Source organism: Mesorhizobium alhagi CCNWXJ12-2 (assembly GCF_000236565.1).
Classification (GTDB): domain Bacteria; phylum Pseudomonadota; class Alphaproteobacteria; order Rhizobiales; family Rhizobiaceae; genus Allomesorhizobium; species Allomesorhizobium alhagi.
In genome coordinates this window covers 1-20694 of the sequence record NZ_AHAM01000019.1, presented here as the reverse complement: position 1 = coordinate 20694, position 20694 = coordinate 1, and the positions used below count along the sequence as shown (strand labels likewise).

17 protein-coding genes and 1 tRNA gene are annotated in these 20694 nt (G+C 63.2%); 8 read left to right on the top strand and 10 right to left on the bottom strand.

Annotated features, from left to right (window positions below; all coding sequences use genetic code 11):
• Positions 1-106 precede the first annotated feature (106 nt).
• Positions 107-183: transfer RNA gene (locus MAXJ12_RS01335), tRNA-Arg, on the top strand.
• A gap of 166 nt (positions 184-349) precedes the next feature.
• On the opposite strand, the gene MAXJ12_RS01330 is transcribed toward MAXJ12_RS01335, so the two are convergent.
• Positions 350-2380: a transcriptional regulator gene (locus MAXJ12_RS01330; protein WP_139043759.1), complete on the bottom strand. Its 2031-nt coding sequence runs from the start codon at positions 2378-2380 to the stop codon at positions 350-352.
• A gap of 144 nt (positions 2381-2524) precedes the next feature.
• Here MAXJ12_RS01330 and MAXJ12_RS01325 point away from each other — a divergent pair, with 144 nt between their 5' ends.
• From MAXJ12_RS01325 to MAXJ12_RS01305, 5 genes are all read left to right on the top strand, one after another.
• Positions 2525-3370 (top strand): class I SAM-dependent methyltransferase, encoded by an 846-nt coding sequence (locus tag MAXJ12_RS01325; protein ID WP_008833929.1) that lies wholly within the window; start codon positions 2525-2527, stop codon positions 3368-3370.
• Positions 3371-3448: 78 nt separating this feature from the next.
• On the top strand, positions 3449-4288 hold the full coding sequence (locus tag MAXJ12_RS01320; RefSeq protein ID WP_008833928.1) for an alpha/beta fold hydrolase: 840 nt from the start codon (positions 3449-3451) through the stop codon (positions 4286-4288).
• 132 nt (positions 4289-4420) lie between these two features.
• Entirely contained in the window at positions 4421-4918 is a 498-nt protein-coding gene (locus MAXJ12_RS01315) for a cupin domain-containing protein (RefSeq protein WP_008833927.1), read from the top strand.
• Between the two features lie 165 nt (positions 4919-5083).
• The gene (locus MAXJ12_RS01310; RefSeq protein WP_008833926.1) at positions 5084-5350 is read left to right on the top strand and encodes a YjiS-like domain-containing protein; all 267 of its coding nucleotides are present in this window, start codon (positions 5084-5086) and stop codon (positions 5348-5350) included.
• Positions 5351-5443: 93 nt separating this feature from the next.
• Positions 5444-7813, top strand: coding sequence for a calcium-binding protein (locus MAXJ12_RS01305; RefSeq protein WP_008833925.1), 2370 nt, complete (start codon positions 5444-5446; stop codon positions 7811-7813).
• A gap of 348 nt (positions 7814-8161) precedes the next feature.
• Here the strand turns inward: MAXJ12_RS01305 and MAXJ12_RS01300 are convergent, their stop codons facing one another.
• Entirely contained in the window at positions 8162-9640 is a 1479-nt protein-coding gene (locus MAXJ12_RS01300; RefSeq protein ID WP_008833924.1) for an alanine/glycine:cation symporter family protein, read from the bottom strand.
• Positions 9641-9866: 226 nt separating this feature from the next.
• On the opposite strand from MAXJ12_RS01300, the gene MAXJ12_RS01295 reads away from it, so the two are divergent.
• Positions 9867-10568, top strand: a complete 702-nt coding sequence (locus tag MAXJ12_RS01295) for an alpha/beta fold hydrolase (RefSeq protein ID WP_008833923.1) — start codon at positions 9867-9869, stop codon at positions 10566-10568.
• A gap of 128 nt (positions 10569-10696) precedes the next feature.
• On the opposite strand, the gene MAXJ12_RS01290 is transcribed toward MAXJ12_RS01295, so the two are convergent.
• Entirely contained in the window at positions 10697-11848 is a 1152-nt protein-coding gene (locus tag MAXJ12_RS01290) for an acyltransferase family protein (RefSeq protein ID WP_008833922.1), read from the bottom strand.
• Between the two features lie 198 nt (positions 11849-12046).
• Here MAXJ12_RS01290 and MAXJ12_RS01285 point away from each other — a divergent pair, with 198 nt between their 5' ends.
• Complete coding sequence (locus MAXJ12_RS01285; protein WP_008833921.1) at positions 12047-12823, top strand: metallophosphoesterase; 777 nt, start codon at positions 12047-12049, stop codon at positions 12821-12823.
• A gap of 15 nt (positions 12824-12838) precedes the next feature.
• On the opposite strand, the gene MAXJ12_RS01280 is transcribed toward MAXJ12_RS01285, so the two are convergent.
• From MAXJ12_RS01280 to MAXJ12_RS01250, 7 genes are all read right to left on the bottom strand, one after another.
• A complete protein-coding gene (locus tag MAXJ12_RS01280; protein WP_008833920.1) occupies positions 12839-15124 on the bottom strand; it encodes a polysaccharide biosynthesis tyrosine autokinase in 2286 nt (761 codons plus the stop codon).
• A 219-nt stretch (positions 15125-15343) separates the two neighbouring features.
• Positions 15344-16240, bottom strand: coding sequence for a UTP--glucose-1-phosphate uridylyltransferase (locus MAXJ12_RS01275; RefSeq protein ID WP_040584557.1), 897 nt, complete (start codon positions 16238-16240; stop codon positions 15344-15346).
• Positions 16241-16290: 50 nt separating this feature from the next.
• Positions 16291-17253 carry a glycosyltransferase family 2 protein gene (locus MAXJ12_RS01270; protein WP_008833918.1) on the bottom strand — a complete coding sequence of 321 codons (963 nt, stop codon included), beginning with the start codon at positions 17251-17253 and terminating at the stop codon, positions 16291-16293.
• The gene (locus MAXJ12_RS01265) at positions 17243-18193 is read right to left on the bottom strand and encodes a glycosyltransferase family 2 protein (RefSeq protein WP_008833917.1); all 951 of its coding nucleotides are present in this window, start codon (positions 18191-18193) and stop codon (positions 17243-17245) included. Before MAXJ12_RS01265 ends, MAXJ12_RS01270 begins: the two co-directional genes overlap by 11 nt.
• Positions 18190-19215: a glycosyltransferase family 2 protein gene (locus tag MAXJ12_RS38030; protein WP_008833916.1), complete on the bottom strand. Its 1026-nt coding sequence runs from the start codon at positions 19213-19215 to the stop codon at positions 18190-18192. Before MAXJ12_RS38030 ends, MAXJ12_RS01265 begins: the two co-directional genes overlap by 4 nt.
• Positions 19215-20393: a glycosyltransferase family protein gene (locus MAXJ12_RS38025; RefSeq protein ID WP_008833915.1), complete on the bottom strand. Its 1179-nt coding sequence runs from the start codon at positions 20391-20393 to the stop codon at positions 19215-19217. The genes MAXJ12_RS38030 and MAXJ12_RS38025 overlap by 1 nt, the downstream gene beginning before the upstream one ends.
• 23 nt (positions 20394-20416) lie before the next feature.
• Positions 20417-20694, bottom strand: a 278-nt coding sequence (locus tag MAXJ12_RS01250; RefSeq protein WP_008833914.1) for a family 16 glycosylhydrolase, incomplete at its 5' end; no start/stop codon positions are given.

Here is a 20694-nt window from a genome sequence, read left to right as displayed (position 1 = left end):
TTGGCGGGCCGGCTTGCTTTTCGGTTCTTCAGTCGCTAGGTAGCTGTCTCGTTCGCGGCCGGTTCCAGGACCGGCTTGCGGTGGCCGTATATCTGCGGCCCGTCGCGCGCCCGTAGCTCAGCTGGATAGAGCACCAGACTACGAATCTGGGGGTCAGAGGTTCGAATCCTTTCGGGCGCGCCAACTCCGCAACAAGCTGCCACAAGTTCTCTTAGCCAAGTTGCGCCGCTCTCCTGTGTTCGCTTGATGAACTCCATCATGAGAGAATGCTGGATATTGCCCATGTTGGCTGTTGCGATGCAGTAGCTATTGCCGCGACCAATACCGGGACTAAACATCCAATCGCTGCCTAACCTCCCGGGAAGAGGCGCTTCGCACCTTCCCGGAACAGCGCCGCACCGTGCGGGTCGAATTGCATGGCGGTGATAAGGTCATCTACGCGGTAAAGTGGCAGCGTCTTGTGAATAGAGGCAAGATGGACGCGGGCTTCATCGAGCCGGCCTGCAAGCGCCAGAGAGAATGCGGCAATCGCCCGAATATGCGCGAACGCGTTGGGACGTGCAGCCGCCTTTACGGCCCAGTCGGCAGCTTCATCGAACCGCCCGAGGCGTACGAGCGCCATGGCTCGCGCCCCCAGCATGCCGAACAGCATCGGGTCGAAGGGGCTGAGGTCGCGTGCGTGATCGGACGAAGAAATGGCCGCGCTCGAATCACCGGCCGTCGCGTGCACAAATGCGACATTGTAATGAGCGACGGCGAAGTTTGGGCTCAGGTCGACCGCCTGTTCAAACTCGACGATTGACTGATCCTGGTGGCCGCGCAGCCAGAGCGCTCGGCCCATGGCCCAATGTGCGGCAGGGTCGCGATCGTCCGCCATGAGACTTTGCCCGGCTATCTCGAACGCCCGATCGGTTTCCGGCCCGCGCTTCGCCCAGCCCTGAAAGGCGTTCTGCCAATGTGTGAAGGAAAGGCCTGCATGAGCGCGCGCGAAGGTCGGGTCGAGTCGCACCGCCGTCTCGAAGAAATGCTGCGCCCGCTCATTGTCGGATTTGTTGAGCCGGTACATGTGCCACAGGCCGCGGTGATGAGCCTCCCATGCGTCCAGCGAGTTCGGCGGCATCAGGATGGCGCGGTTGCGCTCGATCGTCTCGATCTCGCTGGCGATGGAGGCCACGATCTTGTTGCCGATCTCGTCGAGCACGAGAAAGGTATCGTCCAGCTTCTGACTGAAAACCTCCGTCCAGACGATGCGGGCGGTGCGTGTCTCGGCAAGCTCGACCGAAATAGTGAGGCGGTTGCCGTCTTGTCGCAACGATCCGCTGACGACATAGTCGACATTCAGCATCCGGCCGGCCTCTTCTGGACCGACTCCCCGTTCCTGCAAGGCGAAGACCGTGCCCTGTGCTATGATAAACAGGGTTCGTAGCTTGGCCAGCCTGGTGATGATGTCATGGGCAAGCCCGTCGGCGGGGCCGCCGTGAACGCTGGTCCTGGTGTTGCGGTCGACGAACGGCATCACTGCGATGGAAGCGCGGCGGGAGGCAGTCGTGACCATGTCGGAGCGGTCGCTGCTCGCTGCAGTTGCCGGTATGGGGACCGTTGCTTCGACTCGCGGCGAAGTTTCCGATCGTGCCCTCGCCGCCCGCCACGCATCGCGGATGAACGTGCTTTCGAGGCCCTCGAATTCGAACAGCTGGCAGGTCGCCGCCAGATGCTCCTCGCCCTCCTTGATCCGACCACGCCGCGCCAGAGCGTTCAGAAGTAGCTCGTGGACGCGGTGGTCGAACGGCGCGATCTCCAGCCATTTGTCCAGATGCCCGAAAATCTCGTCGTCCGGAACGCTTCCAACGAGACGCTCCAGCAGCGCCGCATGACAGCCGCGAAACCGGCGCCGCTGTGCCGTGAGCCAGCCGTTGAAGGCAGGGCTGCGGTCGATCTCCAGGCCGTCTGCAAAGTCTCCGGCGAACATCCCAGCCAGTATTCGCAGGCGCGCCGGAGCGATCGTTTCGATGCCCTCCTGCGTTGCCCCGGCAATTTCGATTGCGTCGACGAAGCAATCGGCAAGGTTGAGCCGGATGGTGTCGTCGCGGGCTTCAACCCTTCGCCGGCCGGGATTGTCGACGATGCCCCTGACTTTGCTCAGACACCAGCGAAGCTCACCGCGCGGATCGTTCGGAACATCCCACAACAGTTCGCAGAGTTGGCTGCGCGTGACGGCGCGCCCGGCAAGCGACAGATACGTTAACAGCGCGCGCACCTTGCGCGATCCAGGCAGTTGCAGGGCGACGCCGTCGCGGCTGATCGCCAGGGTGCCAAGGAGGCGAACCTGCAGGGAGGGGCCGTCGCTGGCCCGGTACGCCGAATCAGATTCCACGCGCATTCCCATGCCGGTTCCCACGTTCGCCCCACGAGCGGCCGCTAGCAGTGAAATCCAGGTCGCGGCGCAGTCGGGCGTCGTGTCCGGCTGTCGCCGTGCGGGCAGGAGGCAGCATAAAGCACCAACCGCCCGAAATGGAAAGCAATCATGACGACATCCTCTGACGTAGCGAGCATGGACCGTACCGCTCCGATCGATCTCGATGCGGTCAAGACTCGCCAGCAGGGGGCGTGGTCCTCCGGCGACTATGCGGTCGTGGGCGCCACACTCCAGATTGTGGGCGAGGAGCTGTGCGAAGCCCTCGACCTTCGCTCTGGGCATAGGGTGCTCGACGTCGCCGCCGGCAACGGCAATGTCTCGCTGGCCGCCGCGCGCCGCTGGTGCGACGTGGTTTCCACCGATTACGTGCCCGCATTGCTGGAGCGCGGCCGCGAGCGCGCCGCCGCCGAACGGCTCGAGATCGAATTCCTTGAGGCTGACGCGGAAGCCCTGCCATTCCCGGACGGCGCCTTCGATGCGGTGGTGTCGACTTTCGGCGTGATGTTCACTCCCGACCAGGGCCGTGCCGCCGCCGAGATGGTCCGCGTCTGCAAGCGCGGCGGCAAGATCGGTCTCGCCAACTGGACACCCGAGGGCTTTATCGGCCAGCTCTTCAAGACCATCGGCAGGCACGTCCCGCCGCCGCCCGGCGTCAAGTCGCCGGCGCTGTGGGGTGCGCGGGCGCGGCTCGCCGAGCTGTTCGAGCCGCACGCGGGCTCTATCAGGTCGGTGCAACGAAATTTCGTGTTCCGCTATCGGTCGCCCAGGCATTGGCTGGAGGTCTTCAGGACCTATTACGGCCCGGTGCTCAAGACTTTCGCCGCGCTCGAACCCGCGGCGCAGTCGGCGCTCGAAAACGATCTGATGGCGTTGATCGAGCAGTTCAACCGCTCGGGCGACGGCTCCATGGTCGTACCGAGCGAGTACCTCGAGATCGTGATCACCCGCCAGTAACGGCGCGTTCAGGTCGATCGAAAAATCGCATCACCCTCACGCCCCTCCTTCAAAGGGGCATCGAACAAGGATTTCCCAATGATCAACGACGTGCGCGGGCGCATCGACTACGACGAGTTCGGGACCGGTCCCACTGTCGTTCTGCTGCCCGGATCGTGCAGCACCAGTGCTGTCTGGCGGCCTGTGATCGCCGCCTGGGACAACCGGTTCCGCTGCGTGACCACCAGTCTGCTCGGCTATGGCGGAACGGCCGAACGCCGCGCGCGCGAGAGTTCCATGGCCCACGAAACCGACGCCGTGGAGGCGGTCATTCGCAGGGCCGGCGGCCGCGTCCATCTGGTCGGCCATTCCTTCGGCGGGCTTGTGGCGCTTGCCGTGGCGCTCCGCGGCCAGGCGCCCCTGGCGAGCCTCACGGTCCTGGAGGCGCCGGCGGGAGAGTTCCTGCGGGAGGGAGGAGAGCATCGGCACTACGAGGCATTTCTCCGGATGAAGGATGCCTATTTCGCGGCCTTCGAAGCGGGAGATCGGGAAGCGATCGCGACAATGATCGACTTCTACAGCGGCCCCGGCACCTTTGCTTCCTGGCCGGAGAGGGTCCGCGCCTACGCCGTGGAGACGACGCCGGTCAACATTCTCGATTGGGCAAGCGCGTACGATTCCCGGCTGTCGCTGGCGGCGCTGGCTGCCATCGATATCCCCCTCCTCGTTCTGTGGGGCGGAGCGAGCCACCCGGCCATGCAGCGCGCCAATGCGCTCATAGGCGAGTGCGTGCGCGGGGCTGCTCGCGCCATGATTGAGGGCGCCGCGCATTTCATGCTCGGGACCCACCCGGCCTCAGTGGCGCATCTGATCGGCCGCCACGTGGACGCCGCCGAAGCGCGCGCGCCACGCGACCGCTCAAACATTGCCTATGCCTGAGAATTTCGCCGGCTGAGGCGGCCGGCGAACTGTTTGCGCCAAGCGAAGCGAAACGATCACCCGCCCTGGGCGGGCGGCTCCGGATCGCCATCGCAAGGCAAATCCCCGACCAGAAGAGAAAAGGACTGAACCATGAAATACGCAGCACGTTCATTTATCGTTTCCGGTGCATTCGCCCTGTCGCTTGGCGCCGCGGCAATCTTCGCCGGCATCGCCGCGTCGCATGACGCCGAGCCGCATCACACCGTCGTGCCCGCCGATGCCGTGGCATGGGGCGAGGCCCCGCCGTCGCTGCCGCCGGGCGCGCAGGCCGCCGCCCTGCTCGGCAGCCCGGCAAAGGAGGGGCCGTTCGTGCTCCGCCTCAAATTCCCGGCAGGGTTCATCGTGCCGCCGCATCGGCATTCGAAAGACGAGTTCGTCACCGTGATATCGGGCGGCTTCGGGATCGCGTCAGGCGAGAAGCTCGATCGCGCGGCGGCCAAACCGCTGCCGGCGGGGAGCTTCGTCCATCTGCCGGCCGGGATGCCGCACTACGCGGTCACCGACGGCGAAACCGTCGTGCAGATCAACGGCACCGGCCCGTTCGACGTGGTCTACGTCGATCCCAAGGACGACCCCCGCAAGAAATAGAAGCCGGCGAGACCGTCGCCGCTCGCCGTGCTGGAATCAGCGGGTTGCGCGACAGCGCGGCCCGCTCGCGCGCTCCGGCGTGGCCCCTTCGGCGTGACTTTGCCCCGGTCCCCGGGAATGAGTCTCGCAGGCGCCAGGGACCGGAAGAGACAGAAAGAAACGTCAATGAACTACTTCGACCCAGACTGCTCCGCAGCGCCCATTGCCTCGGCTGCGCGCACGCACCGCGCGATCGCATCGAAGCCGACGGTTCGCAACGGGTTTCGTCGCCTGAGATGGTGGCTTCGCCGCCAGCTCCAGCGTTTTGCACTGGCACGGCAACGCCGGGGCGATATGGACCTGCTGCTGCGGACAGACGACCGCATGCTGAAGGATATCGGTCTGACCCACGGCCAGGTGCGGGCCGCGGACGTGCGCGGTTGGCGGCTCTGATCCGAAGGGACCGCAAATGCGGCCGCGCCGCGCTGGCAATGACACGATCGCGGGCGGCCGACCAGATTAACTTTTCTCCAAAGGACCACGACCATGGCAACTCTCGATCTATCCAACGCAACACAACGCATCGACATGACGGACCCGAACCTCGTCGGCTTCGGCGTTTTTGAAGCCACCGAGTCCACCGTCTGGAGCTATCTCACGCCCACGGGTCACGATCTCCACCTCGAAGGCCAGGGCATGACGTTCAATGCCCAGGGCCGAGCGCTGACGGGCACGGTGAAATCCATCGGTATCGATCTCGGCAACGACGATTCCGACAGCCCGGATATCGCCATCACCGGCATCAACGCCGCTGCCGCCACGCTCGACGACGGCCCGGACGCGTTCTGGCGCTTCCTTGAGGGCAATGACACGATCATCGGGCCTAACGGGCCCAGCCTCACTGGGACCACCATCTTCGGAGACGGCCTTGCCGCTAGGGCCGGCGCTGCCACCGGCGGGAATGACGTTTTTGAACTCGGGGCTTCCTACGTCCTCGCCGCAGGCGACGTCTGGACCGTGGGGAGCCAAACGGCCGGAACGCCGGTCGCGAACTACCGCGGCGGCAGCGATACGATCATTGGGGGAACGACGGGCGAACTGCAGGCCTTGGCGGGCGATGCCTGGCACGTATTCGCAACCGGGGATCTCGTGGGCGGCAACGACAACATCTTCATCCAGACCACAAGGTTCGGGTCGGAGGTGGCTGGCGATGCCATCTTCGCCGAAGGGATAGCCGGCGATCTGGCAACCGTCGTGGGCGGCGATGACATCATTGCCGGCGGCAGTCTGTCGCAAGCGGAACTGGTGGGTGACGTCATCTACCAGCGCGCGTACAGCTTCGTTCGCGGTGGCAACGACATCATCAAAGGCAGCGATGCCCGGGAATACATCATCGGCGATGTCTACGGCGTCGGCGACAACCAGATGATCGGCGGCGCGGATCTGTTGTGGGGCGGCGGCGGCGATGACGTTATATATGGCGATTTCGCTGAAATCGGCACGGCAGGCAAGGTGACCGCCGGCAACGACACGATTTACGGTGGCGCCGGCGACGACCGCATCTACGGCGATGGCACCGATGATACGAAGTCCACCGGCGGCGACGACCGCTTGTTCGGCGAAGCCGGTAATGACAACATCCTGGGAGGCACCGGCAACGACCTGCTCGACGGCGGAGCCGGCAACGATAACCTGCTAGGCGGAGCGGGCAACGACACCTATGTCATCGACAGCGCTTCGGACATTGTGTTCGAATACGCGAACGAAGGCATTGACACGATCAGGAGCTATTTCGGCAACGTCACTCTCAAGGACAATTTCGAGAACCTGACCTTCGTCGGAACCGGCGATTTCACCGGGTTCGGCAACGGCCTCGACAATACGATCAGGGGCGGTTCCGGGGCCGACAATCTGAACGGCTTGGCTGGCAACGACCGTCTCCACGGCGGTGTCGGCGACGATATGCTGTTCGGGGATAACGGCGACGACGTTCTCAACGGCGGCAGCGGCGCCGACCAACTGGTCGGCGGCAACGGCTTCGATACCGCGAGCTATGCCGGTTCCGAGCAGGCCGTCAAAGTCTCGCTCGACGGCTCCGTCACCGCAGCCGGCGACGCCGTGGGCGATACCTTCAACGCCATTGAAGGTATCGAGGGAACGAGCTTCAACGACGTACTCGTCGGCGACGCCAACGCCAACAGCCTCAACGGCGGCGCCGGCAACGACACGCTCAACGGCGGCGCCGGCGCCGACACGATGTACGGCGGCGGCGGGGATGACATATTCGTGGTCGCCGCGACGGGAGACAAGACAATCGAGAATGCCGGCGGCGGCACCGACACGGTACGTTCCTATATCAACTGGACGCTTGGGGCGAATGTCGAGCGGCTGGAACTGCAGGGCTCGGGCGACCTGAACGGAACCGGCAACAGCTTGAACAACACGCTGGTCGGCAACTCGGGCGCCAACGTACTCAGCGGCGGTGATGGCAACGACTACATGGTGGGCGGCGCTGGCAACGACACGCTGAACGGCGGCGCAGGCAACGACACTTTGATCGGCGGCGCCGGTCGCGATAGTCTCAACGGCGGTGCAGGCAACGATCGGTTCGATTTCGATCTGGTTTCCGACAGCCCGGCCGGACCGGCGCTGCGCGACTCCATTGTTGGCGGCTTCAGCCACGGCTTCGATCTGATCGATCTCGCGACCATCGACGCCAACACGCTGGTCGCCGGCAATCAGGCGTTCTCGTTCATCGGCAGCGCGGCTTTCTCCGGCGTCGCCGGCCAGCTTCGCTACACCAACTACAGCGGCAACGTCATCATCGACGCCGATGTGAACGGCGATTCTGTGGCCGACATGCAGATACTAGTCGCCGGCACCAATTTCATGAATGGGAGCGACTTCCTGCTGTGACGGAGCGCCGCTCGAGGGCGCCAGCGCCCCCGCCGAGCCTCCGGGCAAGTCTGCCTGTCACGGAGCTAAGCATTCTCCCGTGCTGTCGAAGGCGTGGAGATTGCCAGCGCACAAGCAGGAGCGAATTCCCAGCCATCGAGATTGTCGTGGCGGAGCCGGATGCGCGCCTCGCGGCCGTCCGCGCCATCTTGCTCGCCACATGCCCGAACAGGCGTGGATGCTGAACTGGCGCTGGTCCAGCCGAGTTGGTTTCCGACGGCCTGCGCCGATTGCGAGGGGGTTCTGGACAAGGCGGCGACGTCACTGCGTCAGGCGGAGCCTTGGACCTCCGTGCAGGCAGAAACCGCATCAGGCGCGCGGCGAAATCGGGACCGTTGCCTCCTCCAATGCTGGCGCTTCCGCGCGTGTCGCGTAGGACCAGGCGCTGTGGTCGAGATCGAGGTCGGCGAAATTCTTCGGATCGAGAACAGGGCGCTCGACGCCTGCCCTCAGCTGTGCACGGAAGTCGTTGAGGATGCGCAAAACGACTGGGAACAGCATCATTACCGCCATCAGGTTGACGAGCGCCAGCACGCCCATCAGAGGATCGGAGAAGAAGAACACCGCGGTTGCACCTGGGGCCGTGGCGCCGAGAAAAACAACAACGATGATGGCAAGGCGCAGCACATGCAGCGCCGACCGGTTATTCGTCATGACACCCAGCGCCGTCTCCCCGAGATAGTAGTTGTAGATGATCGAACTGAACGCAAAGAGCAGGATCGCGAACGTCAGGAAGTACTGCGACCAGCCCCCGAGCTGGCTGACCAGCGATTGCTGCGTGAGCGCCACACCGTCGATGCCCTCGGCGCCCGGCACGTAGACCGGACTGAGCAGGATCATGAAAGCGGTGCAAGAACAAATGATGATGGTGTCGATGAAGACCGAAAACGATTGGGTTATGCCCTGGCTGATCGGATGACGGACGTCGGCTGTCGCCGCCACGTTCGGAGCGGAGCCCAATCCGGCCTCGTTTGAAAACAGCCCGCGCCGCAATCCCTGCGCCAGTGCTGCGCCTACACCGCCGCTGACCGCCTCCTCGAGCCCGAACGCATTGGCGACGATGGTCCACAGGACGCCGGGGACGGCAGTTAAGTTGAGAACGATGACCATAAGCGCCATGGCAATGTAGCCGACAGCCATGATCGGGATAATGACGTCCGCCACCTTCGCGATGCGCCGGATGCCGCCATAGACTATGAAGCCGGTAGTCACCGCCAATAACAATCCACTCCAGACACGTTCGATCCCAAGGCTGTCGTTCGCAGCGCCGGCGAAGGTGTTGCCCTGGAAGGCATTGAAGCCAAACGCAAAGGCAGCCATCAGACAGACTGCATAAAGAACAGCCAGCCAGCGATATTGGGCGCCCAGACCGTAAATGATGTAGCTGGCAGGACCGCCTCTATAGGTTCCGTCGCCATTGGAGCGCTTGTAGAGCTGGGCAAGGGACGACTCGACGAGGCTGGTTGCCATGCCGATCAGCGCGATGACCCACATCCAGAAGACCGCTCCCGGTCCGCCGAGCGTAATCGCCACCGCGACGCCGGCAATATTGCCGCCGCCGACCCGGCCGCCGACGGAAACGAGGAGTGCTTCGCGCGCGCTGATCGCGTTCGGGTCGCCACTTTGGTTCTTCGATGAAAGAACCCTGAACATCCTGCCGAAATACTCGAACTGGACGAACCCGCTCATAAGCGTAATGAAGACGCCGAAGATGACCAGGATGGGGATTAGCGACCATCCCCAGGTCAGGTCTTCGATCAAACCGAAAAGACTTCTAATCATATCCATCGGCTTCTCACTTTCCGAAGTGCCGTGTCCCACCACCAGCCGGATCCGACTATCCACCGAATACGACAGAAATGACAAGCCGCGAGCGCCTATACGCCCAACTTCCGATGTGGCGTGAAATCGCTTTGCAATGCGAACGCAAGCGCCGGCGAGAACCGGTTGCATTATCGCATAGATGGTCGTATTCTGAAACCGGTTGCAAAAAGGAACTAGTTGGAGAGGCCAAATGAATCCCGGCAGTTCACCGAAAGGCACATTCGTCATCGTTCACGGCGCCTGGACGGGCGCCTGGTCGTGGGAACGAGTCACGAGCCGGCTGCATGCGCGCGGGCATCGCGCCTACGCCCCGACGCTCACCGGCAATTGCGAGCGCTCGCATCTGGCAAGTCCGGCCGTGAATCTGGAAACGCATATCGACGACATCGTCAACGAGATCCTGTGGAAGGACCTTACCGAGGTGGTCCTCGTCGCGCATTCCTATGGCGGATTCGTTGCGGCGGGCGTCACCGAGCAAATCCCTGACCGCATCTCGTCAATAGTCTTCCTCGAAGCGTTCATCCCCGAGGACGGCACGAGCTTTGCCGATCTGGTGCCCGGCTGGCACCCCACCGAGCCCATGGTTGCCGCCCCACAAAGCTCGCCGGGCGACTACCTGAGCGAGGAGGACCGCGTATGGGTTGACAGCAAAGCTACCGCCCAGTGCGTGGCAACCTTCACCCAGAAGCTCAAGGTGACGGGCGCGTATCAGCGCGTGGCCAAAAAGACCTTCATCGTCGCAACCGGCCCGGGCGGTATATCGGGCGAAACGGCGAGGAGATTCCGCGATGATCCGGGCTGGCTGGTCCGAGAAATCCCGTGTGGGCACGACGCGCCGATCGACCTGCCTGAGGAACTGACCGACATGCTCGAAGGTTCGATTCCCCGCTAGATCAAGAGGAAAGAATGGGCAAGCTGGGCTATGGGATGATGGTTCGCTAGACGGTTTCGTTCCCGGTCCAAACGGCGATCTGAACTGGCGCATAGTCGAGGAAGAGCTTCACAATTTGCCCAGAGCACTCACCGAGCCTCTGCCGACGCCCGTTCCAGCGATGCGGTCGAGCGGGATCGCAGGCGATGGCCGGCGTTGAACAGGAAGATCAGCAATGCGGAGCGGTTTATGATGTTCAGGCCGATGATTGCGGCGATGACGGCAAGGCAGGGCAGCGTGAAAAAGGTGATCGGGAAGAGATCCGACCCGTAATTTCCGAAGGCGCGGCGGAAGATGATGCCGCCGAAGTTGAACAGGATCGCGTGGCTGCAGAACAGGAAGAACGCATAGGGCTCGAACCGCATGAACGGTTCCGACAGCGCGGATCGCCGGATGAGTTCGGTCAATTTCCAGAAACCCGCCGCCATCGTCACCCGCAGCAGCGTGTCGAGCGTCAGCCGCAGTGTATCGTTCATCTCCGACAGCAAAATTCGCTCTATACGGATAGTAATGAAAATCGCCGCCATGGCGACGAGGCCGATGGTGAGGAAATTCGCGATGCGGTCGATCCCTTCCTCACTTGCGCCGGCGATGCGCAGCCACATGCCGAGCCCGAAGAACAGCAGGAGTTGCGGCCTTTGCAGGATGTAGAGATCCTCGCCGAACAGCGTGAAGGCGACCAGAACCAGAATGGTGGCGATCGGAAAGCGGCGCAGCCCTATATAGAGAACCGGCGCGAACACGCAGCAGGCGAACAGGTCCCGCAGAAACCACAGCGGAACGACAAGCGGCCATCCGGTCACCGCAAGGAGCGCTTTGCTTATGCCGATCACGCTGAATTCGGGCATATCCCGCCAGTTGCCGGACATGACCCCATAGGCGACGAGAAGCGCCAGCATTAGCAGGTTCCAGGAGACCAGGGGCACCACGAGCGTCCTGAACTTTGAGACGTTCAGTTGCCACGTTCCGGCCTTCATCAGGCTCGAAACGACAAAATAACCGGAGACGATGCTGAGCAGGGAAACGGAACTCAACCCCACCAAGCGCGTCAGGACGAAATAGACGATGTCGAAAAAACCGGCGTCGCGGTCATAGACGTTCTCGGCGATGCCCGCCTGGACGTGAACGAAGGTCATAAAGAAGATGCACAGCGACCGCGCTATTTTTATGCGGTCCGACACCATTTTCCCGACCGGCGTGACGACGTCATCCGGCGACAGGGGATTGGGCTTGATGGTCATGTGCGTCTCCTCAAACCGGTGGTCGACGGACGGCTTCCAGCGCCGTCACGAGGGTCGACGGCAAGCCTGCCCCGGGGCAAACGGCGCGGATGGTCCAAATGCGCAAACTGTGGCATTCACACTATTCGCCGGTTCACGAAAGGCGGCGCGCTCGCCGGGCAGGCTGGCGACTGCGGGCAACAACTGTAAGGGCCTTCGATGAGAAAGCTGGCAGGGCTTCTGGGCCTGCACAAAAATGCGGACAGGGAGCGCAGGGCGCGACTGAGGCTGGATACCGGCGGCATCGCGATCTATGCGGTGGGCGACGTCCATGGCTGTCTCGACGAACTGCTTTCGCTCGAGCGCGCGATCGTGGCGAACGGCAAGAATTTGCCGGGCCGCAAGCTGATCATCATGCTCGGCGATTATGTCGACCGGGGCCCTGCCTCCTCGCAGGTCATCGACCATTTGCTCGCGCCGCCGCCGGCCGGCTTCGAGCGCATCTGCCTCGCCGGAAACCATGAAGTGGTGATGCTCGATTACATCGACGGACGACTCGGGCTGGCGGATTGGATGAGCATGGGCGCGGCGTCCACGCTGCTTTCCTACGGTATCGACCATGATCGCCTCGCCCAGATCTACCGATCCAGCCGGCAGATCGACGAGGTGATCAGGAAGACAATCCCGGCCGCACATATCGCATTCCTGCGATCGTTGCCGATCCTCGTCGAGGCGCAGCGCTTTATTTTCGTCCATGCCGGCGTCCGGCCCGAGGTCGATCTCGAGCGGCAGTCGGATTATGACCTCGCCTTCATCCGTTCGGAATTTTATGAACGCGCCCATCTGCTCAAGAAGTATGTGGTGCATGGCCACACACCTGTTGCCGAGGCGAAGCGGGACGGCATGCGCGTCAACATCGACACCGGAGCGGTCTTCGGCGGCAGGCTGACCGCGCTTCGAATCTGGCAGGACAGGGGACTTTACCTGACCAACTGACCAGCCGGGCATTCGTCAGCCCTTTCCGTTCATGCCGGCCTGCTCGACATAATAGGATGAGTAGCGGTCGAGATACTGCTCCGAGCCGCCAAACGACCCGTAGCGCGCCAGCTTCTTCATGTCGGTCTTGTTGAGGATGATCCCCAGCACCTTGGCCGCGATCTGCGGTTCCGCCTGCAGCGTGGCGCGAACCAGCGCGCGCGGCGTCGCGCCCCATTCGGCCACCATCACGAAGCCGTCCGCCAGCGGAGCAAATGCCTTGGCGTCGACGACCGGTCCGAGCGGAGGCAGGTCGACTATGATGTAATCATAGGCGGTGCGCGCGTCTTCGATCAGGTCGCGCATCCCTGGACCCGAAATCAGTTCGCTGGTGTGCGACAGACGCCCGCGCACGACTGCGGGGATGATGGCAAGCCTGGTCGAGCGGTCGACCATCACGGTGCTTCGCCATGGCTGGTCGCCGACGATCGCCTCGACCAACCCTCTGTCGGGGGCCAGCGACAGGCCACGGCTCAGCCCGGGATTCCTGAGGTCGCCGTCGATCAGGAGCGTCCTTGCACCATGGGAAGCAAGCAGGCCGGCGAAATTCGCCGCAGCTGTAGTCTTGCCCTCATGCGGCAGCACCGAGACGAAACCGATCACCTTGCCGGGCTTGCCCTGCAGGACGACATCGGTGGCGATTTTGGCGTTGCGCAGCGTTTCGGCGAACGAGGAGGCCGGCGCGTTGATGGCGACCCGCAATATGCGCGGAGTGACGGAACCGGACTGGTCCTGCGGCTGATGTTTTGTGCCGGCGTCGCTCGGCTTGGCCGCGGTGAGACGAGCGCTGACGATCGGCAGATAGCCGAGGAAGTTGATGTTGAGTGCGGAGCGGACATCGTCGCCGGTACGGAAAAACCGCTCGCGAAACTCCTGGAAGGCTCCGACAGCGGCGCCGCCGAACAGGCCGAGCACAAGCGAAAGGCCAAGCACCATGCTTTTGCGTGGGCTCGACGCGCCCACAGGATCGCTAGCCTCGGAGATCACGCGCGCCTCCGCGATCGGAAACGAGCGCTGCTGCGAAGCCTCCTCGTGGCGGGCCAGGAAGGTCTGGTAGAGGGTCGCAAGGGCGGCGGACTTTTGCTCCAGTTCGCGCAACTGCACCAGCGACTGGCTGGTTTCCGAACTCTGGCCGGCCATCTGGCCGACATTGTCGCGCAGCGAGTTCTCACGGGCCTTGGCCACCTCGTATTCGTTGCGGTAGCTCTCGGTGATCTGCTTCAATTCCTGGAAGATCCTCCCTTCCAAGCCTACCTGCTCGCGGCGGAGCGCAACCGCTTGGGCATGGTCATCTCCGAAGCGGGTGGAAATCTCCTGCTCGCGCTTGGTGACGCTTAGATAACGCGCCTTGAGTTCGTTGATGACGGCGCTGTTGCCGTTGTCGGACGGGATCGTCGCATTCCTGACGGCGTTTTCCGGACCGCTGTCGATGATCGATTTGAACTGGCTGTAGCGGCCGAGCGCGTTGGCCGTATCGGCCTGGGCAAGAATGAGCTGGCTGTTCAGGTCGGACAGCTGCTGCTCGGAAATCAGCTCGCCGCGCGCCGAGGTCAGTCCGTTTTCAGCCCGGAATTTCGCGACCTCGAGCGCCGCGGCAAGCGAACTGTCTCGCAATTCGTCGAGCCTTCCCTGAAGCCAGATCGTTGCGCGCTGGGTGGCGTCGAAATTTGCGTCGAGCTGGTCCGAAAGATAGGCCTCCGCATAGGCGCGCGTGATCGCGCCGGCAAGCTTGCGGTCGTGGGACCGGAACGCAACGTCGATGACATAGCTGCGCCCGGCCCGCTCGGCTGTGAGCCCGTTTTGCAGAAGCGCCACTGCCTTGCCGATCTTGGCGTTCTCGACCGAAGTGGCGGAAGGCGGAGGGGCAAAGGAAAACAGTTTGGCAATGCCTTTTACCTGGGCCTTCATCCATCCGATTGGCGACCGGGGCGGGTTCAGAAAAGCCTCGTTCTCGTGCAGTTTCTCGGCAAGCACGACGGTGCGGGCAAGACGGGCCGATTTCAGAATCTCGACCTCGGTGGAAACCATTGAATCCGCCTGGACGCGGGCGGGGCCCGTATCCTTCTCCTCCGCGAATTTCGTCAGGCTGTCGTCGAGCAGGATGCGCGTCCCCGCGGTGTATTCCGCCGGCGTGAAGACAAGATAGAGGACACCGAGCACCAAGCCGATCGCCGCGCAAAGCGCCACGACCCTCGCCTGCCGGATCGCAATCGCGGCCAGCCGCTCCAGATCGATGAAGCGATCCGCATCTTCGGATGCCATCGACAGTCTGCTGGTCGGCGGAAAGCTTCTCTGATGCATGTTCCTCGCAGGCGCCGCGCGCCACTTTTTGGGTTTCTAGCTGCCGGTCTGGAGCCGCGACGCGGCATCAAACATGTTCATCGGGCGAGAATGCGTTTCAGGGCGGTTCATGCCGCCGTTTCTCGTCTGATCACGAATGCACAGCCGGACGCCCGGTCCGGCTGTGTCTATCGCTGCGTGTCAGGCCGCTTCGGCGGGCCGTTCCTCGGCGGCGATCATTTCTGCTATCGGCCCGAAGACGAGGTCGCGTATGTCGGCGCGGCCGAGCGCGAAGGCCACATTCGCCTGAATGAAGCCTTCCTTCGAGCCGCAGTCGAACATGCGCCCGTCGAATGGATGGGCATGGAAAGGCTGGCTGCCGGTGAGCCGCTTCATGGCATCGGTGAGCTGGATCTCGTTGCCCGCGCCGCGCTCCTGCGTGCCGAGCAGTTCGAAGACTTCGGGCTGCAGAATGTAGCGGCCATTGATGTAGTAGTTTGACGGAGCGACGGCCGGAGCCGGCTTCTCGACCATCTCGGTAACGGCAAATCCCGCGCCGACGTCCTGGCCTTTACCGACAATGCCGTATTTGTTGGTCTCGGTCGGATCGCACTGCTCGACGGCGATGACATTGCCGCCGGTCTGCCCGTAAAGCTCCATGGCGCCGGCAAGGCATCCTCTTTTTCCGAACGACACCATGTCGGGCAGAAGCAGGGCGAAGGGCTCGTCGCCGACGAGATCGCGGGCGCACCAGACCGCATGGCCGAGGCCGTGCGGCGCCTGCTGCCGGGTGAAGCTGACCGCTCCGGCCGGCAGCTGCATCTTCTGCAGCGAAGCGAGTTGTTCGCGCTTTCCCGACTGGGTCAGCGTGTCGAGCAGTTCCGGCTGGATGTCGAAATAGTCCTCGATCACGTGCTTGTTGCGCCCGGTGACGAAGACGATGTGTTCGATGCCGGCCTCCAGGGCCTCGTCGACGGCATATTGCACGACGGGACGATCGACCACGGTCAGCATTTCCTTCGGCATGGCCTTTGTCGCCGGAAGGAACCGCGTTCCAAGACCGGCTACCGGTATCACTGCTTTTCTGACTCTTTTCATCTCAGCATCCCTGTGGATATTGTGCCGCCCCGCCCAATTCCGTGTTTTCGTCATCCGGTCTGATCGAGCGCCTTTCCGAAATGGAAAGGCGTGCCCAGCCGCCGCAGCCTGGCTGCGATCGGCATTTTAAGATGTCTGACCGCCATCGGGTCGCGCAGGGCGGCCTTCATCGCCTTCAGCGGCGCGCGCTGCTTCAGGAACTGCACGAGCGTCAGAAAGGACGCCGCCTGTTCCAGGCTGCGGGTGCGCCTCGCCTGCGCGGCGCTCGCGGCGGCATCCAGCGGGTGCTCCCGCAGGAATGCCGCGTCGGCGGCAAGCATCGCCTCGACGTGATGCAATTCGAGCACGCGCGAGATCGATCCCGAGCGAATATGATAGGCGTAACCCGGCAGGGGATCGACCACGCAGCGGCCGCCCTTCGCCAGCGCCGAGGCGAGAAAGATATAGTCCTCGCCGATTCGCAGCGCCTCGTCGTAACGCAGCGCGTTCTGTTCGATGAAGCCCCGTTCGAAAATCGGCTTCATGTACCCGAACGAAAAAGTCTTCTCGAACAGCAGGTTCGTCGCGATGAAGTCGGCGAGGGTGAGTTCGGGGAATTTTTCGAGAAGCCTTGGCGCAAACATTGTCGTCTTCGCGCCGCTCGCCTCCTGCACCACGTCGAGATTGTCGACCGCGATCTGGGCGTCGGATTTTTCGGCGCGCCGGATCATGCGGGCAAGCCGGCCCGGATAGACCGCATCGTCGGAATCGAGCACGGCAATCCAGCGGCCGCGCGCGGCTTCCAATCCTGCATTCCGCGCGCCGCCCGGTCCGCGATTCTTTTCGAGTTCGACGACCCGCACCAGTTCAGCCGGAAAAGAGCGCGCGACCTCGACGGTCCGGTCGCCGGAACAATCATCGACGACGACCACCTCCACGTTTACATCCTGCTGCGTCAGCGCGCTTTCGATGGCGCGCGCGACCGACCGCTCGGCGTTGAATGCGGCAATCACGAAGCTCACGTCAGGCTGCATCGGTGCGCCCTCCCGCCGGTTCGCCGTATTGGCGGATTTCGCGGACGCCGAGCAGGCCGCTGACCACGCCCGAATGCATGACGCCGCGCAGAATGGAGCGGTTGCGCCTTTCCGGCAGGGCCGCAAAGGCCGCTGCCGCGGCGAAGCAATAGGCCGCTTTCGCCGCCGCAAGCCCGATTTGCGGCACGGTTGCGAGTCCCTGCCGCCTTTCGCCGACAAGCCTGCCATGGGTCTGCCCGACTCTGAACCGGCGCTTCATCAGCCATGAGAACTGCGTGCGGTTGCGCGGAACCGGCTCGTAAACCGTCGCCCGCGGCGCAAAGGCAATCGTGCCGCCTGCCTGGTGCACCTGGGTAAAATATTCGGTGTCCTCGCCGCCCGTGCGGCCACGCGCGAGATTGAAACGGCGTCCAACGATATGCGGCGAAGCCCGGCGTATCAGAGTATTGCTGGAGTAGCCGGTGCGTATCTCGCCCTTTACCCACACGGGAGCGGTCGAGTGGAAATCGCCGCGTTTCATCCAGCCCGGCGCATCATCGGAATAGACCGCCAGCACCGGGCCGAGCACAACATCGGCACCTGTTGCCTCGGACATGGCGAGCAATTCCACCAGCCATTCCTGCGATGCGGTCTCGTCGTCGTCGATGAAGGCGAGGAAATCGCTGGTGCTGTTTTCGAGGCAGTCGTTGCGGGCGATCGAGATGTTCGACGCCGGGGAGTGGACATAAACAATCTCGAACGGAATCTGCGCCGCCAGCGCATAGACCCGCTCCCGCGCGCTTGGCACGTCATCGTTATCGGCAACGATCACCCGTATTGCAGCGTTGGCAGGCACGTTCAGCGCGCCTATCGAGAGGAGCGTGTCGTCGAGTTCGCGCCTGCGATAGGTGCAGACGCAGATATCGATCCGCAAAGCCTTTTTCGAAGCGTCTTGCGTCATGCCGCCCGGGCCTCGCTCTTTCGGAAATCGAGGATATGCAGCCAGAATCCCGCCGACCATGCGAGATGCATGACCATCGCGGAGAAGCCGACGAGTGGGCCGTAAGGGTTGCGCTGGCTGACAGCCATCCACACGCCGTAGCCGAGGCACGCCGTCGCCCACAGGCCGGCCGGTATCAGCGCGGCTAGGTTCAGGAACGCCAGCGACATCCCGGCGACCACCGGAAACACCATCAGCGGAATCATCTGCCGGATCTTCGGCATCGCCCGGTGCTTCAGGATGTTCCTGGCGCGGCCTCGGCCATAGCCGAGATACTGCCGGAAAAGGGCCGGCACCGACGCGCGCGGGTAGTAGACCATGAATGTCTTGTCGGTCATCCAGATGCGGTGGCCGGCCACCCGCAGCCGGTAGTCGAGCTCGGCATCCTCATTGTGGCTGAAGCTCTCGTCATAACCGCCGACGGATCGAAATGCCGAAACGCGCATCAGGGCGTGGTGGCCATGGTCGGTCCAATGGCCCTTGGCGCCGTGCCGATGCGGCGAGCCGCCGTTCCCGAGCCTCGAATTCTGGGCCATGGCCGTCGCCTTCTGAAAGGCGCCGAAGCCCTTTGTCGCCATGGAAACGACCACTGATTCCGCGCCCGTCGCCTCGGCATCCTCGATCAGCTGGTCGCAATAATCGCCGGGATAGTCCCCATGCGCGTCGATACGGATGAAGCTCCGGAATTGATCGCCGAATGCCTCGACCGCGAGATTTACCGCCGCGCTCTGGATTTTTTTGGCGTTGTGCAACAGCGACACGCGAGGGTTCGCCGCCGCGATCGTCTCCACGATTGCCTGCGTTCCGTCGGTGCTGCCGCCATCGACAACCACGATCTTCATGTCGAGACGGTCCGCCGACGGGCTCAGCCGCTCGATCAGGGCCGCGATATGTGCCGCTTCATTCAGGCAGGGGATCACCACCATGCACGGCAATGCCGTCAAGGCGTTCGTCGTCTCTGTACCCATCTCGCTCATCGACATCACGCAGCCTGCAACACCGGATCGAACGCAGTGGAACCGGCCAACGCCTTCAGCCTGTCGACCAGCGCCCGGCAGTCGCGGAGATCGCAAACCCACGTCCCGCGATCTTCCGCCAGGATTTTCTTGCGGGCGGCCGCATAGCTGTCGGCATCCATATCGGCGAGGCGTCCGGTCAGCGATGAGACCGAAGCGTTGTCGAGCAGGAGGCCGATGTGGCGGTCGGCAAGGAACCGCCCGGTTTCGGTCTGCCTCATGGCGATCGGAACCGCGCCGTAGCGGCAGCCTTCGTAAAGCCGGTTGGGAAGCAACCAGCTCGAATTCAGGCCCTCCTCGAAGAAGTCGATTGCCCAGGAAAAATGAACCTCGCCATAGATCCGCGCGAGGTCTTCCGGGTTGCGGTAGACGCCCTCGAAGCGGATATGCGGCTCGGCGCCGACAAAGGCGTCGAAATCGGGAAATTCGGAGTAGGCCGGGCGGCCGCGCAGGACGACCTCGTAACGCCCTTCCTTCCGCCGTGTGAATTCCGCAAGCAACTTCAGCGATTTGCGGCAGCGCAATGCGCCGAACCAGCCGATCGTCCATGGCTCGCCGCCCGAAGCTGCAATTTCGTGGCTGCGCTTCTCGGCAGGACCGTCGGCCAACTCCAGCACCTTGTTGTGCAGCAGCATCACCGGCGCATCGATCTGGCCGAGGCGCTGAAAATAATCGCGTACGAAAGCCGGCGAACTCGTCATCAGGAGCGCCGCATCCCTGCCGAGCGCCCGTTCGGCGCCGCGCATCGCTTTCGAGATTTTGTTCCGCCCAAGCAGCAGCCGGTGGATGTCGAGACATTCGTAGACGACGGGAATGTCGGCTGAGAGCAGCGTCTTCGCCCGCTTCGCCAGCGCCAGCATTTCAAGATTGCGGCCAATGATGACGTCCGGCTTTGGAACGCCTTTCAGCCTGGCTCGCAGCGACAGCGCGGCCTTGGCAATCGCCATTAGCCGCTGCGCAAACTTACCGTCCTTCGTCGGCCCCAGATCTATCGGCGAGAGCCCGTCAACGGAGGCAGTCTCCGGGTGTACGGTCCGGCGGAAACCAGCCAGCGTCACCTTGGCGCCTCCCGCCTGAAGCATGATCACCCGACGGCGCACGGCCGGATCGGAGAGATCGTGCACGAGGTAAAGAACGTGCAGCATGGACATGATCCGCGTCCCGCCCGTTAGTCCAGCTTGCAGACAAGGGATTCGGGAAACTGGCAGGCCTCGCCGGCAGCGGTGAACGCGACCCTGTCGATTTCGGCGGCAACCGGCGCCTCCGGGTCGGCGAATGTGCCCATCCACGATTTCAGCGTGTCGCTGCCCCACAGGCTGATGTAGATTTTCGATGCATGGCTCGGCAGTTTGGCCGGGTCCGTCGCTTCGCCGACGAGTTCGCCGTTCACATACCAGGTGATGCGGTCCTTCTCCCAGACAAAGGCATAATCGTTGAAGCCCTGAT